The 20,252-nt window shown below is 59.2% G+C and carries 14 protein-coding genes; 13 read left to right on the top strand and 1 reads right to left on the bottom strand.

The genetic code is table 11. The features are described from left to right. Positions 1-170: 170 nt before the first annotated feature. The 10 genes from ACORLH_RS19585 to ACORLH_RS19540 all read left to right on the top strand — a co-directional run bounded on the left by ACORLH_RS19585 (position 171) and on the right by ACORLH_RS19540 (position 11,997). Positions 171-2,366 carry an ATP-binding protein gene (locus ACORLH_RS19585; RefSeq protein ID WP_321829993.1) on the top strand — a complete coding sequence of 732 codons (2,196 nt, stop codon included), beginning with the start codon at positions 171-173 and terminating at the stop codon, positions 2,364-2,366. Positions 2,367-2,757: 391 nt separating this feature from the next. Then, positions 2,758-4,359: a methyl-accepting chemotaxis protein gene (locus ACORLH_RS19580; RefSeq protein WP_321829992.1), complete on the top strand. Its 1,602-nt coding sequence runs from the start codon at positions 2,758-2,760 to the stop codon at positions 4,357-4,359. 115 nt (positions 4,360-4,474) lie between these two features. Continuing rightward, positions 4,475-4,765, top strand: a complete 291-nt coding sequence (locus ACORLH_RS19575) for a hypothetical protein (RefSeq protein ID WP_058242451.1) — start codon at positions 4,475-4,477, stop codon at positions 4,763-4,765. 28 nt (positions 4,766-4,793) lie between these two features. Further along, positions 4,794-5,162, top strand: coding sequence for a response regulator (locus ACORLH_RS19570; protein ID WP_058242452.1), 369 nt, complete (start codon positions 4,794-4,796; stop codon positions 5,160-5,162). Beyond that, positions 5,159-7,189 (top strand): chemotaxis protein CheA, encoded by a 2,031-nt coding sequence (locus tag ACORLH_RS19565; protein ID WP_321829991.1) that lies wholly within the window; start codon positions 5,159-5,161, stop codon positions 7,187-7,189. The genes ACORLH_RS19570 and ACORLH_RS19565 overlap by 4 nt, the downstream gene beginning before the upstream one ends. Continuing rightward, positions 7,186-7,686 carry a chemotaxis protein CheW gene (locus ACORLH_RS19560; protein ID WP_058242454.1) on the top strand — a complete coding sequence of 167 codons (501 nt, stop codon included), beginning with the start codon at positions 7,186-7,188 and terminating at the stop codon, positions 7,684-7,686. Before ACORLH_RS19565 ends, ACORLH_RS19560 begins: the two co-directional genes overlap by 4 nt. Positions 7,687-7,788: 102 nt before the next feature. Continuing rightward, positions 7,789-8,316, top strand: a complete 528-nt coding sequence (locus ACORLH_RS19555; protein ID WP_058242455.1) for a chemotaxis protein CheW — start codon at positions 7,789-7,791, stop codon at positions 8,314-8,316. Next, positions 8,313-9,146: a CheR family methyltransferase gene (locus ACORLH_RS19550; RefSeq protein WP_321829990.1), complete on the top strand. Its 834-nt coding sequence runs from the start codon at positions 8,313-8,315 to the stop codon at positions 9,144-9,146. The genes ACORLH_RS19555 and ACORLH_RS19550 overlap by 4 nt, the downstream gene beginning before the upstream one ends. 2 nt (positions 9,147-9,148) lie before the next feature. Further along, on the top strand, positions 9,149-10,288 hold the full coding sequence (locus ACORLH_RS19545; RefSeq protein ID WP_321829988.1) for a chemotaxis response regulator protein-glutamate methylesterase: 1,140 nt from the start codon (positions 9,149-9,151) through the stop codon (positions 10,286-10,288). Then, positions 10,288-11,997 (top strand): hypothetical protein, encoded by a 1,710-nt coding sequence (locus ACORLH_RS19540; protein WP_321829987.1) that lies wholly within the window; start codon positions 10,288-10,290, stop codon positions 11,995-11,997. Before ACORLH_RS19545 ends, ACORLH_RS19540 begins: the two co-directional genes overlap by 1 nt. A 100-nt stretch (positions 11,998-12,097) precedes the next feature. On the opposite strand, the gene ACORLH_RS19535 is transcribed toward ACORLH_RS19540, so the two are convergent. Further along, positions 12,098-15,079 (bottom strand): ATP-binding protein, encoded by a 2,982-nt coding sequence (locus ACORLH_RS19535; RefSeq protein ID WP_321829986.1) that lies wholly within the window; start codon positions 15,077-15,079, stop codon positions 12,098-12,100. A 634-nt stretch (positions 15,080-15,713) separates the two neighbouring features. Here ACORLH_RS19535 and ACORLH_RS19530 point away from each other — a divergent pair. The 3 genes from ACORLH_RS19530 (at position 15,714) to ACORLH_RS19520 (ending at position 20,156) form a co-directional block, all read left to right on the top strand. After that, entirely contained in the window at positions 15,714-16,832 is a 1,119-nt protein-coding gene (locus ACORLH_RS19530; RefSeq protein ID WP_321829985.1) for a class I SAM-dependent RNA methyltransferase, read from the top strand. 88 nt (positions 16,833-16,920) lie between these two features. Continuing rightward, entirely contained in the window at positions 16,921-18,834 is a 1,914-nt protein-coding gene (mutL, locus tag ACORLH_RS19525) for a DNA mismatch repair endonuclease MutL (RefSeq protein WP_321829984.1), read from the top strand. Further along, positions 18,834-20,156, top strand: a complete 1,323-nt coding sequence (locus ACORLH_RS19520) for a DNA recombination protein RmuC (protein ID WP_321829983.1) — start codon at positions 18,834-18,836, stop codon at positions 20,154-20,156. Before mutL ends, ACORLH_RS19520 begins: the two co-directional genes overlap by 1 nt. The last annotated feature ends 96 nt before the right edge of the window (positions 20,157-20,252 follow it).

The following is a 20,252-nucleotide window of genomic DNA, read 5'->3' as shown; positions in this document are numbered from 1 at the left end:
TTTACCGGGAGTCACGGATTCATGTCTTATTTATCAGGACTTATAACATGACTTTGGATGGTATGTTTGCTGATTTTGCGCGCAAAGAGCGCGTAAGTGACGAATCTTATTATTCTTTTTCAATTTTGCGCCGTTACTGATAGCGTCGGGAAGATGGACGACGGTACGGCATGAGTGAGTTAGAAGAAGACGTCATGTCCTTCCGCATGCGGGAGGAGCGGCGGCGGCGAATCGCGTTGGGGCGGTTTGTGGCCTATCTCTCTTTGGTCCTAACGATCCCTTGGATTGGCTTTTTCCTAATCTTCCAGGACTGGCTGGGCCTGAGTTATGCGGCGGCTTTTGTGCCCGTCGGCCTAACCGTCATCGTGCTTTACAATCGCGGCTATGATCTGCTGGCCCGGGTGGGCTGGATGGTTGCAACAACGTTCTGGGCGTTGATCTACAGCGTTCACTTTGTGGGCGATGCACCACCGGAACTGATCTTCCTTGTTTACCTCGGCATGCCTTTCCTGTTGCTGTCCTGGCGGGAAGAGCAGCGGGCGATGATCGGCACGGTCTTGGTGCTGTCACTCTTTGCCAGCATTGCCTTTGTTGATTTCAGCTGGAGCATCGCCAACCATTTTGGCTGGCCCAATTCCGGTGGGTATGAGGTCCTGCCGGGCATCCGTCTGGGCATCGTGGTCACCGTCGGCATGTTGGTGATGATGCAGCTTGGGTACTTTGCCTATCACGCGGAGCGCACGTCATATGAGGTGACCCGCGCCATGCAGGAGGCCCGCGATGCCTATCAAGCCAAGAGCCGGTTCCTTGCGAATATGAGCCATGAGATCCGCACGCCAATGAACGGTATTATCGGCACGCTGGATATTCTGGAACACTCAGGCATCAAGGCAAACCAGCAGCAGCCAATGTCGACCATTCGGGAATCGGCCTTTTCACTGCTGCGCATCATTGATGATGTGCTGGATGCCTCAAAAATCGAAGCGGACAAGTTGGAGGTCGTGCCAAGCCGCACCGAACTGCCAGAGCTGGTGGAACAGGTGGCGCTGACCTTGGTGCCGCTTTGTTCAACGCACGGGGTGCGTCAGCGTCTGTTTATCGATTTTGATGTGCCGGTTTGGGTCAATCTGGATGGCGGCCGTGTTCGGCAGATTCTGCTGAACGTGATCAGCAATGCGATCAAATACTCCGCCAGCGGGCTGACAGACCGGGCCGGCGAGGTGGGAATTTTTGTCCGCCCGGTGCCCTCTGTGACGGAAGGGGAAGCCCCCAGCCTGGAGATCGTGGTGACCGACAATGGGATCGGCATGGATCAGGATCTGGTGGATACCTTCTGCGATCCGTTTGTGCAGGGCAAAGAAGCCGCCAGTTCCAAGGTCAGCGGCACCGGTCTGGGCATGTCCATCACCACCCGTTTGCTGACGCTGATGAAGGGCAAAATCGACGTGTCCAGCACCGTTGGCAAAGGCACAACAATCACCATCCAACTGCCCTATGAGTCCGTCGGCGGCAAAGCGGATCTGCCAGACCTTGATGGGCTACATGTGGTCTGCATCGGTCTGGTGAACAAGAACCTGCAACAGGGCCTGAATGGGGTTCTGGGCAAGGGCGGCGTTCGCATGACCTACCTCAGCCGCTATGAGGATCTGGCACGTTCACATGTCAAACTGGGCGAACGCGTGGTGTTCCTGTTGTTGCCGACCGATCCGGAAAAACAGGAAGAGGTACATCAGGCGGTTCTGGCTGATTACCCCGATGCGGCCCTGCTGCGCTGTACCCCGGACCGCAGCCAGCTGTTGGAGAAGCTGGACGATAAGTTCTACGTACTGCCGGTGCATCCGATGATGCGCAGCGATCTGTTCACGGCGCTGGCGGAACTGTCCGGGCAGGATGAGGTCGCCGATATGGGCGGCGCAAACGTTGAAAAACTGCGCCCGGCGCTGGCGGCGATGGGGCAAAACCCGGTGCGCGGCAAACGGATCCTGATTGTCGACGACAACGCGATCAACCTGCATGTGTTGAAGGCGCAGCTGGAACTGCTGGGCCATCTTGCGGTGACCGCCTCTGGCGGGCGCGAGGCGCTGCAGACCTGGCGGTCTGAACGCGTGGATATGGTGATCACGGATTGTGAGATGCCAGATCTTTCAGGCTATGCAATGACCCGCGCCATTCGTGAGGAAGAGCGTGAAAAAGGCGTGTCGCATGTGCCCATCCTGGCGCTGACTGCTGATATTGCGCAGGGCAGTGACAAGCGCTTCCTGCGCTCGGGCATGAACGACTATATGCTCAAACCCGTGTCGATGCCGGATCTGCAACGTCAGATCGAACGATTGACCGGACCACAACTGGCTCAGGCATCGGGCTGAGCGTTTCCAATACCTTTGGTGCACCTGGAACGGGCAAGACCCGGGCCTTTGTCTTGGTCTGAACCCTCAAAACCAATGCCTTGGGGCGTTTCGACTGCCCAAAAGTATGCCCCCAAAACTAGACTCATTCCTAGTTGACCCAAAAAAACCAGAGAATCACGGAAAATGGCCGGGTCTCCTGCCGTTGTTAATGTCACGGCGCGCGATGTGTCGTGTGTGTAGTGATTTAGTGCAGTTGGGTGTCTGTCCGTGGTTTCGGTATTTCCCAAAGATCTGAGCAACCGGATTGCTCCTTCGCGTCTCAGCGCCGCCGGCCAGCGTGCGCTGATTGATCGTGTCTGCCCCCTACCCAAATTCCAGTTCCCCTGCAGGACCCAGAAGGATACCCCCAATGCGTATAACCATCAAAGCCCGGCTGGCGATGACCTTCGCCGCGCTGTTGCTCATCTTTGCGGGCAGCGTCTTTGTCGCGCTTCAGCAGCTTAGCGCTGCCAATGACTCGTTGAACCGAGTGGCCAAAGAAGAAGCCTCGAAGCTTCTTTTTGCTCAGCAGATTTTCATTCTTGGTCAGGGCATCCGCCTGGATACCGCCGACATCCTGATCGGTTGGGAAGGTGGTGAGGAAGATCCGAACCGCATCGAGAAGCTGCAGGGTGAGATGGAAACGCAGAACTACCAGCTGATGGCCGTCATCGACGAACTGAGCAAGCTGGCCACCCCGGAAGAGAAAGCCAAGCTGGACCAGCTGGTGCTGAAAGTGGGTGAGTTCATCGAGCTGAGCGAATTTGCCATCGACTATGAATTGGACGGCGACAGCCAGGCCAATGAGATCTACCACCACGATGCCGCAACCGCGATTGGTGAGGCCGCGATCATTGCCCGTGATCTGCAGACTTCCTTCTCGGCGCAGCTGAATGCCTCGATCGAACAGTCGGCGGTGCAGTATGTAAACACCCGGACCAACCTGCTGACCGCAGCGGTGATTGCTGGTGTGATCGCGCTGGTTTCGGCAGCGATGATCCTGCGCACCCTGTCACGTGGTCTGACCCAGTCGATCGCGATGGCGCGTCAGGTGGCGGATGGTGATCTGACCAACACCGTTGACGTCAAAGGCAACCATGAGATTTCGGATCTGCTGAACGCCCAGAACGGCATGGTTCTGAAACTGCGCGAAACCGTCGACAACGTTGCGACCGCAGTGCGCAATCTGGCCGCAGGTGCGGATCAGATGGCAGGCACTTCGGAATCGCTGTCCGAAGGTGCATCGGTTCAGGCCGGTTCGACCGAAGAGGTATCTTCGGCTGTTGAACAGATGTCGGCCAATATCTCGGCCAGCTCGGAAAATGCGATTGCCACCGAAGACATGGCGCGCCGTGCCGCAGATGAGGCGCAGCGGTCCGGCACCGCCGTGGCAGACGCCGTGAAGGCGATGAAAACCATCGGTGATCGGATCAACGTTCTGCAGGAAATCGCCCGTCAGACCGACCTCCTGGCGCTGAACGCAGCGGTGGAAGCGGCCCGTGCCGGTGAACATGGTCGTGGCTTTGCAGTTGTGGCCTCCGAGGTGCGCAAACTGGCAGAAAACAGCCAGCTGGCGGCGGCCGAAATCTCCAAACTGTCCGGCGACACCGTGAAGAGCGCGGCGCTCGCAGGTGAGATGCTGGAGACCTTGGTGCCCAACATCGAAAAGACCTCCTCGCTGGTGAGCGACATCACCGGCGCCTCGCGTGAGCTGGCCATCGGTTCGACCCAGATCAACGAGTCGGTGCAGCGTCTGGACAGCGTGACCCAGGAAAACACCCCGGCCGCAGAAGAGATGTCTTCGGCAGCGACCGAGCTGTCGAGCCAAGCCGAGCAATTGGCCGATGTCATCTCCTTCTTCCGCGTGGATGGGGCAGCCACCCCGGCCCCCGCTGCCGAAGAAGAGACCGGCCCGATGCTGGATCTTGGATCAGACGATGAAGACGCAGGCGATTTCAAACTCGCTTCGTAAGACATGCACTGCGGGCGTCCGCGCCCGCAGCCCGCAGGGCGACGCTCCTCTCCGGTCGCCAAAACCGCAGACCCCAAGACCCTGAAATTGGGGTCGCAGAAAAAGGAAGAAACCAATGTCTGAGACCGTTCTTCAGATCTCGCTGGACAGCACCAGCACCTTTGACGCTCTGGTGTCGCTTCGCGATCAACTGGCCGCGGCAGGTGGGGATGACGCCACCTTCGAAGCGGATCTGGCGGAGGACACCCCCAGCGCCGTGATTTTCGGCCTTGGTCAGCTGCTTTGTGCGGCTGTCCGCGAAGGAAAGGTTAAATCCGACGCCGTCCTGACGTTGAAAGAACTAGCCCCCTTTGGCGCGATGTGCGCCACCACGGGCTTTGACAATGCCCTGGCCCAAGCGGCCTAAGACCCAAATTGCTGAAGGTAGTATCTCAATGAGTAAAGAAATCCTGATTATCGACGACTCGCCCTCCGTCCGGCGAATGGTCGCAATGACCCTACAGCAGGAAGGCTATGAGGTGACCCAGTGTGAAGACGGCGCACAGGGGCTCGACACCGCCAAAGCCAAACGGTTCGACATGGTCATCACCGACCAGAACATGCCGAACATGACTGGTATCGAATTCATCGAAGCCTATCGCAATGATCCCTCGTCCTCGGGCGTGCCGATCATCTTCCTGTCGACGGAAAGCGAAGGTGACCTGAAGAACCAGGCCAAGGCCGCCGGTGCCCTGGGCTGGGTGATGAAACCCTTTGAGCAGGCCAAGCTGCTTGCCGTTGTCAAAAAGGTGGTGGGCGCATGATTGATGAAGAAACCCAGGAAATCTTCCGCCAGGAGACGGAAGCGCTGATTGAGAGCTTGCAGGAATGCCTCCTGCAGCTGAACTCAACCCCGGATGATATGGAGCTGGTGACACAGGTTTTCCGTGACCTGCACACCCTCAAAGGCACCGGCGCCATGTTCGGCTTTGCCCGTCTGGCTGAGTTCATTCACGATTTCGAAGCCGCCTTTGAACAGGTGCGTTCGGGCAATGCCGTTGTAACCCCCGATCTGATCGCGGTATCGCTGAAGGCCTATGACCTGATCGTGGCCCTGCTGGAAGGCGAAGAGCCGCCGACCGAACAGGACGCCGAACTGAAGGCCGCCCTGGGCGCTGTAACCTCGGGTGGCGCGGCCCCTGCCGCAGCCGCAGATGCTGGCGACGCCGCTGAAGAGGCCCCCGTCGCCGAAGGTGAACTGGAAGGCTGGAAGCTGCGCTTCAAACTGCCGCCTGAGTTCATGGAAATCGGCGGCAACCCGGTGGCCATTCTGGAAGAGCTGATGGAAATCGGCGGCCCGGACACCAAGGTTGAGGCGCTGCTGGATGGTCTGCCTGCGCTGGCGGAACTGAAGCCGAATGAGCTGCACACCGCGTGGGAAATGATCCTGCCGCCGTCGGCTGACGAAGGTGACATCCGCGATGTCTTCATGTTCCACGAAGACTCGATGGAGCTGGAGCTGACCGCAATCCGTGGCGCTGCCCCGGTTGTCGAGGCGGCCCCCGTTGAAGCGGAAGCCGCTCAGGTTGAAGCGGAAGCCGCCCCGGCAGAAGCGGCCAAGACTGAGGCACCTAAAGCTGAGGCCAAGAAGTCGGGCGGCAAGAAATCGGGTTCTGCCAACGTGCAGATGCGTGTTTCGGCCGAGCGTCTGGATGACATCATGGACCGCGTTGGCGAACTGGTGATTGCCGAGGCCCGTCTGTCGGATCTGGCACAGAAGCTGAACGATCCGAACCTGACCGAGGTTGTCGAAGACATTCAGCGTCTGGCGCTGGGTCTGCGGGACACCACCATGGCGATCCGTCTGACCCCGATGTCCTCGATCACCGGCCGCTTCCAGCGTCTGGCCCATGACCTGGCGGGCAAAACCGGAAAGGACTTTGACTTCGTCATCGAAGGCGAAGAGACCGAACTGGACAAAACCGTTATTGAGAAACTGTCGGATCCGCTGGTGCACATCCTGCGGAACGCTGTGGACCACGGTCTGGAAGACAACGACACCCGTGTCGCCGCCGGCAAACCCGCCCGTGGTACGGTGCGCCTGAAAGCGTCCTACTCGGGTGCTGATGTTCTGATCTCAGTTCAGGATGACGGTAAAGGTCTGGATCCTGAGTTCATCTTCAACCGTGCGGTTGATCGCGGCATGATCTCGGCAGATGCAAACTTGTCGCGCAATGAGATCTTCCACCTGCTGATGGCGCCTGGTTTCTCGACCGCGGAACAGGTCACCGATCTGTCGGGTCGCGGTGTTGGCACCGATGTGGTGAAATCCACCGTTGAGGCGCTGCGTGGCTCGGTTGAGATTGAATCGGAACTGGGTCATGGCAGCTCGTTCACCCTGCGCCTGCCGCTCACTCTGGCGATCATCGATGGCCTGCTGCTGCAGGTTGGCGAAGAGCGTTACACCGTGCCGCTGGCAGCAGTTGAGGGCATCGTGGAAGAGCCTGAAGAGATCCGCGACGGCACCGAGTCGACCACCACGGTTGAACTGCGTGAGAAGCTGATTTCGATCATGCGCCTGCGTGAGATCTTTGAAACCGGCGGCACCCGCGCGGATCACCCCAAAGTGGTTCTGGTCCGTACCGGCGATCAGCAAATCGGCCTGGCCGTGGACCGTATCATCGGGTCCTACCAGACCGTGATCAAACAGCTGTCGCCGATGCACAGCCGCCTCAACGTCTTCTCCGGCGCAACCATCCTGGGTGATGGCGACGTGGCGCTGATCGTAGACGTGGCCCAACTGGTCAAGGCCGAAGGTCTGGATCACGACAATAAGGAGCAGGCAGCATGACCCTTGAACTGGTAACTGCAAGCGAAGACGATCTGAAGGACATGGTGGCCTTCGAAATGGGCGGCGAACTGTTGGTCGTGCCCACCCGGATCCTGCGCGAGGTGCTGGAACCGCCGAAGCTGACCCGCGTGCCGCTGGCAGGCCCCTATTCGGCTGGTCTGATCAACGTGCGTGGCGTGGTTCTGCCGGTCACCGATCTGCGCCCCCTCTTTGAGATGGAGCAGAAGCCCTTCGACATCGACACCCGTGTTCTGGTTCTGGAACTGGCGCTGGAAGAAGGCACCATGACCATCGGCGTGATCGCCGAGAAGGTTCATGCGGTGCTGGCGCTGGATCCGGAGAGCATCCAGAAGGTGCCATCGGTCGGAACCCGCTGGCCGCAGGGTGCCATCAAAGGCATCGGCCGCTGGAAGGACCGTTTTGTCAACCTGATCGACGTGGAGAAGATCGCCGAGACCTATCTTGGTGCTGTCCCCACCGACGAAAGCCTTCACTAAGGGCGACCCGAAACATGCGCGAACAAACCAAACTTGAACTGATGGCAGCCGCCGGGCCTCCGCCCCGCCTCTGCCGTAATCCGCTGCCGCAGGAGGCCCAAGGTGTTTGATACGACGACAACTGTGGACGAAGTCCAAAAAACCTATCTGACCTGTGGTCTGGGCGAAGAGAAAGTGGCGCTGCCTGTTGTGCGCGTCAAAGAAATCCTCGACCCCAAGCCGGTCACCCCGCTGCCGCATACGCCCGATTTCCTGCTGGGATATATCGATCTGCGTGGCGAAAGCATCCTGGTTGCGGACCTGCGCCTGCTTCTGGCGCGCCCGTACCGCGAAAACGAACCGGACACTCGCATCATCGTGCTGCTGGTGAACATCAATGGTCAGGAACATTCGGTGGGCCTGCGCGCGGATCGCGTGTTTGAGGTGACCCGTCTGGACGACGACCGACTGGAGGAGTTCGCCCGTGAAGGCCTGCTGAACTGGGATAACCGCATGGTTGCCGGTGTAGGCCGTCGTGATGGTGAGTTTGTGACCGTGCTGGATCTCGATGGGATGCTCAGCTCTGGTGTAATTTCCGAATTCCACGATCAAGTGGACACGGACAGTAAAGAGTATCGGGAGGCGGGATGACCACAGGAACGCTCGAGGCTGATCGCGTACTGCAGAAGAAACTCTGCGAGATTGTAACCAGTAAAACAGGGATCCAGTTACCAGAGAACAAACGCACCATGATCGAGGGCCGCTTACGTAAGCGGGTTCGGGCATTAGGTGTACGCGACCTTCGGACGTATCTGTCGATGGTGATGAATGACGGCATGCTGGACACAGAGCTGCCCCATATCATCAACGTCATGACCACGAACAAAACCGACTTCTTCCGGGAAGACGCGCATTTTGACTATCTGGTGCGCAATGTCCTGCCGGAACATGCTGCAGGCAGACCGTTCAAGGTTTGGTCGGCGGCAAGTTCTTCGGGTGAAGAGGCCTACACCACCGCGATGGTGCTGACCGAACATGCCAAGCGCAAACCCGGTTTCACCTACTCGATCATCGGCACGGACCTGTCGACCGAGGTGGTGCGCAAAGCGCGCAAAGGCATCTACACGCCGGAAGAAATCGTTGATGTGCCTGACGACATGCAGGCGCTCTACATGGAACAAGGCCATGACAGCGTTGGTCGCCCCCTGTCGCGGGTGGTCAAGCAGCTGCGGGATCGCGTGGGTTTTGCCCAGATGAACCTGATGGACAAGGCCTATCCGGTAGAGAAGAACTTGGACGTGGTCTTCCTGCGTAACGTGCTGATTTACTTTGATGAGGCCACTCAGCACCAGGTTGTGTCTTCGGTCACAAACCATTTGAAACCTGGTGGATATCTGTTTGTGGGCCACTCAGAAACCTCGGTCGCGTCGGATCCCCGTTTGGTCCAGAAATCCGCGGCTGTCTTCCGCAAGGAGGCCTAGTGATGAATGCAGTAACGAGTGATGAGCAAATTAAGGTGATGATCGTTGAGGACAGCCTCACCGCGCGCACCATGCTCAAGAATATGATCGAAACCCAACCCGACCTGAAGGTCGTGGACATGGCCAAGGATCCCTTTGACGCCGCTGATAAGATGCGCAAAGGGCTGCCGGACGTGATGTTGCTGGATGTGGAAATGCCGCGCATGGATGGTCTGACCTTCCTGCGTCGGATCATGGCCCAGCATCCGATGCCTGTGGTGATCTGTTCGAACCATACCGAAAAGGGCTCCTCGGCGTCGATGAAGGCGCTGGAAATGGGCGCTGTTGAGGTCTTGGCCAAGTCGTCGATCGGTGCCCTGTCGAGCGATGATGACGGTATGAACCGGGTCTGTGATGCTGTTCGTGCAGCAGCACATGCGCGGGTCAACCCGAAAGCCAAGAAGCGCAAACCCCCGGCACGTGAGCTGAAGCCGCTGAAGAAACAGTCGGCAGATGTGATCATGGCGGCGCGCCATCCCAATGCGCCTGCGGTGCTGAAAACACCGCCGATTGTGGGCATTGGTGCCTCCACCGGCGGGACCGAAGCGCTGGCCAAAATGCTGAAGACGCTGCCGGCCGACAGCCCGCCGATCGCCATCGTGCAGCACATGCCGGAAAAATTTACCGAGGCCTTTGCCAATCGGTTGAACAAACTGTGCGAAATCAACGTCAAGGAAGCCCGCGACGGTGACAAGCTGACCCGCGGCATGGCGGTTGTGGCCCCCGGCAGCAACCACATCATCATCGAGCGGACCGGTCGCGATTACACTTGCCGTGTGATCGAAGGCCCGCCGGTCAGCCGTCACCGCCCGTCGGTGGACGTGCTGTTCCGTTCGCTTTCGATCCAGGCCGGTGCCAACGCCATGGGCGTGATCATGACCGGCATGGGTGATGATGGGGCACAGTGCATGTTGGAAATGCGCCAGGCAGGCTCGCCGACCATTGCCCAGGACGAAGCGTCCTGCGTGGTCTACGGGATGCCCCGCGAAGCTATGGAGCGTGGCGCGGCTGAGCGCGCTGTGCCGCTGACAAAAATCGCCGAAAACATCACGTCGTTTGACCGTGGTCACCTGGCAAGACTCGCGGTGAAAGGCGCCAAGTAATGCAGCATTTTCGTAGTGTACCAGCAGCAGCGCAGGGACTGAATGACGGTCCCTTCCTGCGCATGGAAAGCGTTCTCAGCGATATCCTGGATAAGCTGTTCTTCGCTTTCGATGCGACCAAGACCCTGCGCGCAGGTGTGGCGGATCTGGACCGCCTGCTTGAGCCTGAAAACCTGGTTCGCATCAATGAGAAACAGGCGACGATCGCCCAGCTGATGGATCAGATCGATGCCAACAGCAAAGACGCGAAAGCCTTTGTGCAGGATTTGCGCGACAATGGCCGCAAGATGTCTTCGACGCTGAAAGAGCTGTCAAAGATCATTCAGTCGTCCAACATCGTGTCATTGAACGCCCGCATCATTGCGCAAAGCCACCGCCACCGTGCGCTGGGTGCGCAGCTGGTGCGTCTGGCCGAAAGCATTTCGGACATTTCCGGTGACGCCACCAACCTGGTGTCGGAAATGTTTGAGGTGATCGACACCATCGTCACCACCACCGAGGAAATGGGCCAGAACGTCGAAGAGCGCGCCCGCGCGCTGTTCTCGACCCTGAAGCCCAAGGCCAAGGCGTTGGAAGCGGCGCTGACCGCGCTGGAAAAAGGCATGAAAGCCGCCTCAACCGCGTCGTCGTGGCTGTCGGAATATGTGGCGGTTGCTGAAAAAGACGTGTCCGAAGTTATTTCGGCGTTGCAGGTCGGTGACCGGTCGCGCCAGCGTGCAGAACATGTGCGCTTCATCTCGGAACGTGCGGCGCTCTATCATCCGCATTCGACCGAAGCGACCAGCCTGATGTTGCTGGCGCGGGCGCAGATGCAGGAAACGGTGACCGAAACCATCACCGACACCCGCAAGGCGCGTCAGCTGTTTGCCAGCCTGTCGAACCGCCAGCATGACTTCCTGGCACGGTGCCGTGAAATTGCCGGCTCGTTTGAGGACAGTGCCTTGGCACTTGCCGCAGCGGCCCGACCAATTGACGGCAAAGCGTTTGACTTTGCAGCCAATGCTGAAGCCGAAGAACGTGTTCAGGCCCGTCTGCAGGAAGCTGATAGCGCTTTGGCGGTACGGTCCAAGACCCTGTCGGACAATGCGTTCCAGATGCAGTTGGCGGCGCTCAACACCATCATCACCTGTGCCCGTGGCTTCAAGCAGGCGATGGACATGATCATGATCTCGCAGCAGATCAATGAGGTGATTTCCGAGGCCCCAGTGACCTTTGAAAAGTTCGCTGAGACCATGGAGCTGACCAAGACCAAGATGCAGGCCTGGTCGGCCCGCGAAGCAGAAGGTGGCGAAGGTCACGACCTCAGCAGCATGGAAGGGGAAGACCCCGCGCTGCAGCAGGCCCGTGAGGTTCTGGAAAAGCTGTTGCCCAGCCTGGAAAACGACGCACCCCAGATCGCCAATGCGATCACCTCAAGTGCGGATGCCTTCGAGAGCTTCGTGGAAGAGCTGGAACTGCTGGATCAGGTGGAAAAGGTCGCGCTGGCGCCTTTGCCGCTGGAAGATGCGATCATCAGTGAAGAGTTCACCACCCATCTGGCCGAGATCCACAAGTGCTACACCATGCAGGCAGAGCGCGACATTCAGGATGTCATGTTCTCGCAGCTGAAAGGGGACGAGCCGGAAGAAGCCAAAGAAGAGGTTGCCGCCGCACCCGAGCCGGCCGCGGCATCGGATGACGTGGATGATCTGGATGACATCTTCTTTTAAGAACTGCCTTCTTTAGAAGGGCAAAGCCCGGGCCGGATATGTCTCCATCCGGTCCGGGCTTTTGCTTTTTAGGGGCTGTGTCAGGCTTGGCAGGATCCGCTTAAGAATCGAGTTGCCCCTGTCCTTTGCCATTGCGGATATGGGTTTGCAGGATCGCCCGTAACTTGGCCGGGGTCAGCGGTTTCGGCACATATTCGTCAATCTCACAATCCACGCAGAGCCGCTCCACCTCCATTGTCAGGTCGGCGGAAACCGCAATGATGGGCGTTTTCGGCAGGTTACGCTCGCCTTCTTCATCGCGGATGCGCGCGGCCATCTGGAAACCATCCATGATCGGCATGTGGCAATCCGACAGCAGCAGCGCATATTGGCCGGACCGCCACAGCTCCAGCCCTTCTTGGCCGTTGATCACCGCATCCGCGGCAATGCCCAGTTGTTTGAGCATCCGCAGGGTGATTTCGCGGGTCATTTCATCATCTTCGATCAACAGCACACGGCTTTGCGGGATGCTGGCGATATCTGCAGGCGCCGTGGTGCCGCGATGCAGGGCGGCCAGTTCGCCCACCACATCTGCCGGCAGCAGGGAGGTCATCGCGATGGTGCGTTGCCCCTGTACGGCCGGTGGCAATTCCCGCCCATTGCTGCGGATCTGCAGGACCGGGATCGGTCCCAGGCTGTCCAGCAATCGCACTGCCTCCGCTGCGCCGACAGATTGCAGAACCAGCAGGTTGGCGCCAAAACCTTGGGTGTCGACCGACGGATCATCGGCCAGCGCCACCTTGGCCCCTGCCGCGCGGGCATAGCGGGCCAGGGTGTCTGCAACCTCGCCATTGGCGGCGCCCATCAGGATGTTGCAGCCTTCGAGGCTGGGCACCGGCTCGGCCGGTTTTTCCGCCCGACGCAGCTGCAATTTCACCTCGAAACGGGTGCCTTCGCCCGGGTCGCTCATGACAGAGATATGGCCATCCATCATCTTGATCAGACGATCCGAAATCGTCAGCCCCAGACCGGTCCCACCGTATTTGCGCCGGATCGATCCATCGGCTTGGGTGAACGGCTGGAAGATCTGCTCCATCGTGTCCTGGGTCATGCCGATGCCATTGTCGCGCACGGTCAGCGTGACATCCAACATGTCGGTGCCGCTGTCGCGGGCGCGGATGGCAACAGACACGCGGCCCGGATGGCGCATTTGCGCGCTGAACTTTATCGCGTTTGAGGTGAGGTTCAGCAGGATCTGGCGCAACCGCAACCCATCGGCCTGCACCAGCGGCAGGGCCGGATCGCAGTAGGGGATCAGGTCAACGTCATTGTTCCATGCCTGCCAGCGCAGCATCTCAATCACATCTGATTGCACCGCCTCAAGCGAGATGGGCTGGCGTGACAGTTCCAGTTTGTCAGCCTCCATCCGCGAGAAGTCCAGAATATCGTCAATGATCCCCAGCAGCAGCTGGGCCGATCGTTGGGACGAATCCAGCAGATTGCGGTCTTCGGTGCTGCTGGCGCGTTCGGTCAGCAGTTCAAGCGCCGCGATGACCGAAATCAGCGGTGAGCGCAGTTCATGGCTGATCGTCGACAGGAACGAAGACTTGGTGCGGTTGCCCGATTCCGCGCGTTGCAGCGCCTCGCGCAGCTCGCTCTCACGGCGGTCAATATCGCTGTAGTCATGCGCAACGATCAAAAACTCGACTGGGGCTTTGCCGTCCGTGTTCAGCGGTTCAACGCGAATGCCGATGGGGAACTTTGTGCCATCGTCGCGGATACCGGTGCAGCGCAGCACCTGCTCCTGGGTTTGGTTGGCAAGCTTGCGCAGACCGGAGCCGGTCAGCCGCAGCAATTCACCCTCACCCAGTTCCAGAAAACGGGACACCGAATGCCCGATGCCATAGCGGCGTTCCAACCCAAAGACCGGGTTCAGCGCATCATTCACGTTGTGGATGATACCATCGCTGTTGACCTGAAAGTTCACATCTCGCGTGGCTTTCATCGTTGCCAGCAACCGCTGACGATGTGCGTCAATCCGCTTGCCGGCCTCAAGCATCCAAAGGAAAATCAGGGTCACGACGATCAGACCGATCGAAAAGGCCACGATGGTCAGCGTCTGGAAGGTGGTGGCAAGGTTATAGGCATTTTTGTAAGGCTGTTCGATGACGATGCCGAAGCCCAGATCCTCAAAATAGTGCCAGGCGCCCACAACCTTGTCGCCTGCGTAATTGGTGTAGCCCTGAATGTCGGATCCATTTTGCCCCTGCAGCGCACGACGCACCGGCAGGATCATCCGTTCGGGCAGTGCGCTGTCGGAATTGGCATTGGGGGGCTCGCTGAGCAGGTGATCGTGACCCTCCTGCCACTGGCCGGTCGCCCGCAAGGCATCGACCTCATTCACATGAGACAAGAGCGCCCCTTGCGCGTTGAAAGCATAGGTGTGCAGCTGGGCCGAGCTTTCGACAAAGTTCAGCAGCTGGAACAGTTCCTGGTTGGGGAACAGGCGCAGGGCCAGAATTGCCACCACAGATCCATCGAAATTGCGCAGCGGGGCGGCTGCGAAGTTGGTGACGTTCTCGCGAATGTCATCGCTGTCTGACAGCGGCACGTCCGAGCGGGTCATCTGCGTCAGCAGCGCCTCCCCCTGCAGCAGCCGTTCAAAGACTTGAGGCTGTTCCAGCAGCAGGTTCGGCGTGCCGATGTTCACATCGCGCGAGGAAGCCAGACTGGTGCCATCTGGTGCAATCAGGAAATAACCGTTTACGTGCTGCAGATAGAGGAATGAGCCGAAGAAGGTTCTGAGGCGCCGCTGCGCATCCGCATATAGCAGGGCATCCACATCGCCCTTCAGTGGCATCAGTTCTTCAACAGCAGCCAACAACATCGGGTCATTGGCATGGGCCAGTACCTCTGAGGTGCGGGTATCTACCCAACGCTCCACCGCGCGTTCGCTGTTTTGCAGATTGTTCTGCAACAGGGCTGACAGGCTGTCCTCATAATTGCGGCGCAGGATGTCTGACACCACCAGATACCCGGAAACCAGGGCGATGATCGCCAGCAGGTAGACGGATCCGTTAAGCAGGCGACGACGTTTGCTCATCGTGGCCTCCAGCGATCGAACCGGCGGCTCTGGGACAACGGACACGATGTCAGCGGACGTACGGGTTCTGCGCTGCTCCCGCCGCGATTATTTCTTTGATCACAGCCAAAACAGGCGACGCTAACGTCACCCACTGGCGTATAGGAAATCGCTTTCATACGACCTCTTTCTTCCCCCCGTGGTTTGAAACCCCTACGCGTTCCATTCCACTCTCTGATCTGCGTCAGAGCTTTATGTTTTATTAAATCTGCGAACCAATTGGCTTTCACCGTAGCGGGCGAACTCTTTCCAGAGTCTTGCTTACATACGAAAGAGAGCAGGGATGCATAAATTCTACATACGAAAGTATGCATTTTTGCTAATCGACTGCCCAAAAAACATCCATTGGTTGTTGATTGGCCGATTTGTACCGGGAATGCCGATGCCGGGAAATATGCAAATATTATGAATATTTGATCGGTATAGCTGGATTTTCGGCTGATTTTTCCAGCGGTCAATCAGGGCGCGGCGGATCACAGGTTGCATCATTCCAAATGATTTGCGGCGTCAATCTTATCGGCAATCGCTTCTTGCTGACCTATCCCAGCGAGACTTTCTTGTCGCGCCGCTTGGCGTTCCCAGCTAAGGAACGGGGATGGATACACCGTTTGAAATCTTCCTCGTGGCCCCGCCGGGGCTGGAACCGATGCTGCGCGATGAGGCCAGCGATCTGGGCTTTACCGAGGTGCGTACCGAACCCGGCGGCGTAAGCTTTGATGGTGACTGGTCCGACGTCTGGCGCGCCAACATGTATCTGCGCGGCGCCACACGGGTTCTGGCGCGGATCGGCTCCTTTCGGGCGTTTCATCTGGCCCAGCTGGACAAGCGGTCGCGCAAGTTTCCCTGGGCGGAAGTGTTGCGACCGGATGTTTCGGTGCGGGTTGAGGTGACCTGTAAGAAGTCCAAGATCTACCATGCGGGGGCCGCGAAGCAGCGGATTGAAAAGGCCATTGCCGAAACGCTGGGGGCTGAGGTTTCTGACAAAGGTGTGGTGCAGGTGAAGGCACGGATTGATGACAACCTGGTAACCTTCAGCGTCGATACCTCGGGCGAGTCGCTGCACAAACGCGGCCATAAAGAAGCGGTCGGCAAGGCGCCGATGCGGGAAACGCTGGCCTCGCTATTTCTGCGGGCGGCAGGGTATGACGGGGCTGAGCCTGTTCTGGACCCGATGTGCGGTTCGGGCACCTTTGTGATTGAGGCGGCTGAACAGGCGATGGGTCTGGCGGCTGGGCGCGCGCGGGATTTTGCGTTTCAGCAGCTCGCTACTTTTGACAACAGCCAATATTCACGGGTGAAGGCGGAGGTGCTGACACCGTCGGAAAACCTCGGCGATCTGACCTTTCACGGATCAGACCGCAATGAAGGGGCGATTGCCAACTCCACCGCCAATGCCGAACGGGCGGGTGTCGCGGTGCTGACCCGGTTCACCAAGGCTGCCGTCAGTGATCTGGAGCGGCCCGAAGGTCCGCCGGGGCTGGTCATTGTGAACCCGCCCTATGGCACCCGGATCGGCAACAAGAAGCTGTTGTTTGCCCTGCACGGCGCGTTGGGTGAGGTGCTGAAAGAGCGGTTCAGCGGCTGGCGTGTGGGCATCGTGACCTCGGATGGTTCCCTGGCCAAAGCCACCGGATTGCCGTTCCTGCCGCCTGGTCCCCCGGTGCCGCATGGCGGCCTGAAGGTGAAGCTTTACCAGACGGCGCCGCTGCCCTGAGGCGCGGCGCGCGAAGTGGATTATCAGGAACAACGGGCCGGAATTCCCACATGGTCGAATCGTGCCCAGATGTGCTAGGTCTTGTTGTATGTCCAACGCAGCCCCCAATATGAGCGAAAACCAACCCGTCATCCGTCAACTGGATGATGCGGCGATCAACCGGATTGCTGCCGGTGAAGTGGTGGAACGCCCGGCCTCGGCCGTGAAGGAATTGGTGGAAAACGCCATTGATGCCGGCGCGCGCCGGATTGAGATTGCGATCGCCGACGGTGGCAAGACACTGATCCGTGTGACCGATGACGGCTGTGGGATCACGCCGGATCAGTTGCCTTTGGCGCTGTCGCGCCATGCCACCTCCAAGATCGATGGGTCGGATCTGCTGGACATTCACAGCTTTGGCTTTCGTGGTGAGGCACTGCCATCCCTAGGGGCGGTGGGTCGCCTGACGATCACCAGCCGCGCCGACGGGCATGAGGCAGCACAGATCGCCGTCTCTGGCGGGGTGATGGATCCAGTGAAACCGGCCGCGCTGAACGGCGGTACGATTGTTGAGCTGCGGGATCTGTTCTTTGCCACACCGGCGCGACTGAAGTTCATGCGCACTGACCGGGCTGAAACGCAGGCGATCAACGATGTGGTCAAACGGCTGGCGATGGCTGAGCCGTTCATCGGCTTTACCCTGCGCGATGTTTCTGGCGGTGGCGACGGGCGGGTGACCTTCCGCGCCGATCCCGAAACCGGCGATCTGTTTGACGCGCTGCATGGCCGGCTGGGCCGTATTCTGGGCAATGAGTTTGCTGAAAACGCGCTGAAGATTGATGCCGAACGCGATGGGTTTATGCTGACCGGCTATGCCGCATTGCCGACCTATTCACGCGGCTCTGCCGTGGCGCAGTTCCTGTTTGTGAACGGCCGCCCGGTGCGCGACAAGCTGCTGGTCGGCGCGTTGCGCGGGGCCTATTTTGATTTCCTCAGCCGGGATCGTCATCCGGCGGCGGCACTGTTTATCGAATGTGATCCGCATCTGGTCGATGTGAACGTACACCCGGCAAAGTCTGAGGTTCGGTTCCGTGATCCGGGCATTGTGCGTGGGCTGATCGTCTCATCCCTGCGTCATGCTTTGGCAGAGGCGGGGCACCGCGCCTCAACCACTGTGGCGGGGGCGACGCTTGGGGCGTTCCGGCCTGAGCCGACAACAACAGCCACGGGTGGTCCACGGGTTTACCAGATGGACCGGCCCTCAGCGGGCGCGTTGCGCAGCAGCTATCAGGGTCAGGCCCCGATTGAGACACCGCTTTATGACGCGCCCCGCTATGAGGCCCCGCAGCCCAGCGGTTTTGCCGAACTTGAAGGCAGCTACTCCGCGCGGGTGGAGGAGGTGGTGGAACAGCCACACACCACCGATGCGCCGCCGCTTGAGGCGCTGCCGCTGGGTGCTGCCCGGGCGCAGGTGCATGAAAACTACATCGTTGCGCAGACCAAAACCGGCATGGTGATTGTCGATCAGCACGCCGCCCACGAACGGCTGGTTTATGAAAAGCTGAAGCACCAGATGGCCGAAAACGGCGTGGCGGCGCAGGTCCTGTTGATCCCTGAGATCGTCGAGCTTTCCGAAGGAGACTGCGCGCGTCTGATGGAACATGCCGAGGATCTGCAAAAGCTGGGCCTTGGGCTGGAACCCTTCGGCGGTGGCGCCATTGCCGTGCGGGAAACCCCCGCCATTCTGGGGGAGGTCAACGCCCGCCAGATGGTGCTGGATATTCTGGATGAACTGGCCGATCTGGGCGACAGCCAGACCCTGCAAGCGCGGATTGAGGCGATCCTTAGTCGGGTGGCCTGTCATGGCTCCATCCGGTCGGGCCGTCGGATGCGCGCCGAGGAGATGAACGCCCTCCTGCGGGAGATGGAGGCGACGCCCCATTCCGGCCAATGCAACCACGGCCGCCCCACCTATGTGGAATTGAAACTCAGCGATATTGAACGCCTGTTTGGACGCACCTGATGACTGATCTGAATACCCTCCTGCAAAACCCGACGGTCCTGGCTGGGCTAGGGCTGGCCGCCTTGTTTGTGCTGGCCTTGATCCTGCGCAGTGGCGCGCAGAAACGGGCCGAGCGGACCGAGGCGCTGATCGCCCAGCACATGGGCCAGATGGCGCAACGGGTGGAGGCGCTTTCGGCCGGGCAGGCGCAGCTGGATGGGGGCTTGCGGGCGCAGGCGCAGACCCAGGGCCAGATTGCCACGCTGATGGAGCAACGTCTGGGCGAGGTGCAGGTCAACCTGCATGAAAACCTGGCCAAGGTGCAGCGGGGCACCGGTGAAAACCTGGCAATGATGCAGCAGAAGATGTCAGACACGATGGCGGCGCAGCAGCTGCAGATGCAGGAAAACCTGGCCAATATGCAGCTGCGCACCAATCACGCACTGACCGATCTGCAGGAAAAACTGAACACCTCGCTGATGGGCAACGCCAAACAGACGGCCACTTCCCTGACACAGCTGCAGGAACGTCTGGCCACCATCGACAAGGCGCAGGAAAACATCACCAAACTGTCGGGCGATGTGCTGTCTTTGCAGGATATCCTGTCCAACAAACAGACCCGCGGCGCCTTTGGGGAAATTCAGCTGAATGACATCGTGGGCAAAGCGCTGCCACGTGACAGCTACGCGCTGCAGCATACGCTGTCGAATGGCAAACGCGCGGACTGTCTGATTCATCTGCCGAACCCTCCGGGCCCGATTGTGATCGACAGCAAATTCCCGCTGGAGGCCTATGAAGCGATGCTGGCTTCGCAAACCGAGGCTGAGTTGAAGGCGGGTATTCAGCTGTTCAAAACCTCAGTTCGCAAACACATCAAAGACATCGCCGAGCGCTATGTGATCGAAGGCGAAACCGCAGATGGCGCGCTGATGTTCCTGCCGTCTGAGGCGATTTATGCTGAGTTGCACTCCAAGTTTCCTGACCTTGTGCGCGAAGGGTTTGAGAAACGGGTTTGGATCGTTTCCCCCACCACTTGTATGGCGACACTCAACACCATGCGGGCCATTTTGAAGGATGCGCGGATGCGCGAACAGGCGGGTGAGATCCGCAAAGCCCTGCGCAACCTGCACCGCGATGTTGAGATTGTCGGCGAACGTGCCGGCAAGCTGGAAACCCATCTGCGCCAGGCCGGTGACGACGTTGCCGGTATTCTGACCGCCGCAACCCGCGCCAATAAACGCGCCCACAAGCTGGATAATTTCGATTTCGAAGAACTGGCGCCCGAGCCGGAGCCGACCGGACCAGAGGTGCAGCGCGACCTTCTGGAGGCTGACAAACCCTGAGGCGTTGGCGCAGTTGAGTATTTGCAGCACGTTGAAAGCGGCAAGGATCGATCTAGAAACTCAGATGCGCCGAAAGGATCCCGGGAATGAACACCG

This window comes from Thalassovita sp., assembly GCF_963691685.1.
In the GTDB taxonomy this organism is placed as follows: domain Bacteria; phylum Pseudomonadota; class Alphaproteobacteria; order Rhodobacterales; family Rhodobacteraceae; genus Thalassobius.
This window is presented reverse-complemented; position numbering and strand designations above follow the sequence as displayed.

Bases quoted from the DNA above. Each gene is read 5' to 3' on its own strand.
- ACORLH_RS19585 (WP_321829993.1), top strand. From the start codon at position 171: ATGAGTGAGTTAGAAGAAGACGTCATGTCCTTCCGCATGCGGGAGGAG.
- ACORLH_RS19580 (WP_321829992.1), top strand. From the start codon at position 2,758: ATGCGTATAACCATCAAAGCCCGGCTGGCGATGACCTTCGCCGCGCTG.
- ACORLH_RS19575 (WP_058242451.1), top strand. From the start codon at position 4,475: ATGTCTGAGACCGTTCTTCAGATCTCGCTGGACAGCACCAGCACCTTT.
- ACORLH_RS19570 (WP_058242452.1), top strand. From the start codon at position 4,794: ATGAGTAAAGAAATCCTGATTATCGACGACTCGCCCTCCGTCCGGCGA.
- ACORLH_RS19565 (WP_321829991.1), top strand. From the start codon at position 5,159: ATGATTGATGAAGAAACCCAGGAAATCTTCCGCCAGGAGACGGAAGCG.
- ACORLH_RS19560 (WP_058242454.1), top strand. From the start codon at position 7,186: ATGACCCTTGAACTGGTAACTGCAAGCGAAGACGATCTGAAGGACATG.
- ACORLH_RS19550 (WP_321829990.1), top strand. From the start codon at position 8,313: ATGACCACAGGAACGCTCGAGGCTGATCGCGTACTGCAGAAGAAACTC.
- ACORLH_RS19545 (WP_321829988.1), top strand. From the start codon at position 9,149: ATGAATGCAGTAACGAGTGATGAGCAAATTAAGGTGATGATCGTTGAG.
- ACORLH_RS19540 (WP_321829987.1), top strand. From the start codon at position 10,288: ATGCAGCATTTTCGTAGTGTACCAGCAGCAGCGCAGGGACTGAATGAC.
- ACORLH_RS19535 (WP_321829986.1), bottom strand. From the start codon at position 15,079: ATGAGCAAACGTCGTCGCCTGCTTAACGGATCCGTCTACCTGCTGGCG.
- ACORLH_RS19530 (WP_321829985.1), top strand. From the start codon at position 15,714: ATGGATACACCGTTTGAAATCTTCCTCGTGGCCCCGCCGGGGCTGGAA.
- mutL (WP_321829984.1), top strand. From the start codon at position 16,921: ATGTCCAACGCAGCCCCCAATATGAGCGAAAACCAACCCGTCATCCGT.
- ACORLH_RS19520 (WP_321829983.1), top strand. From the start codon at position 18,834: ATGACTGATCTGAATACCCTCCTGCAAAACCCGACGGTCCTGGCTGGG.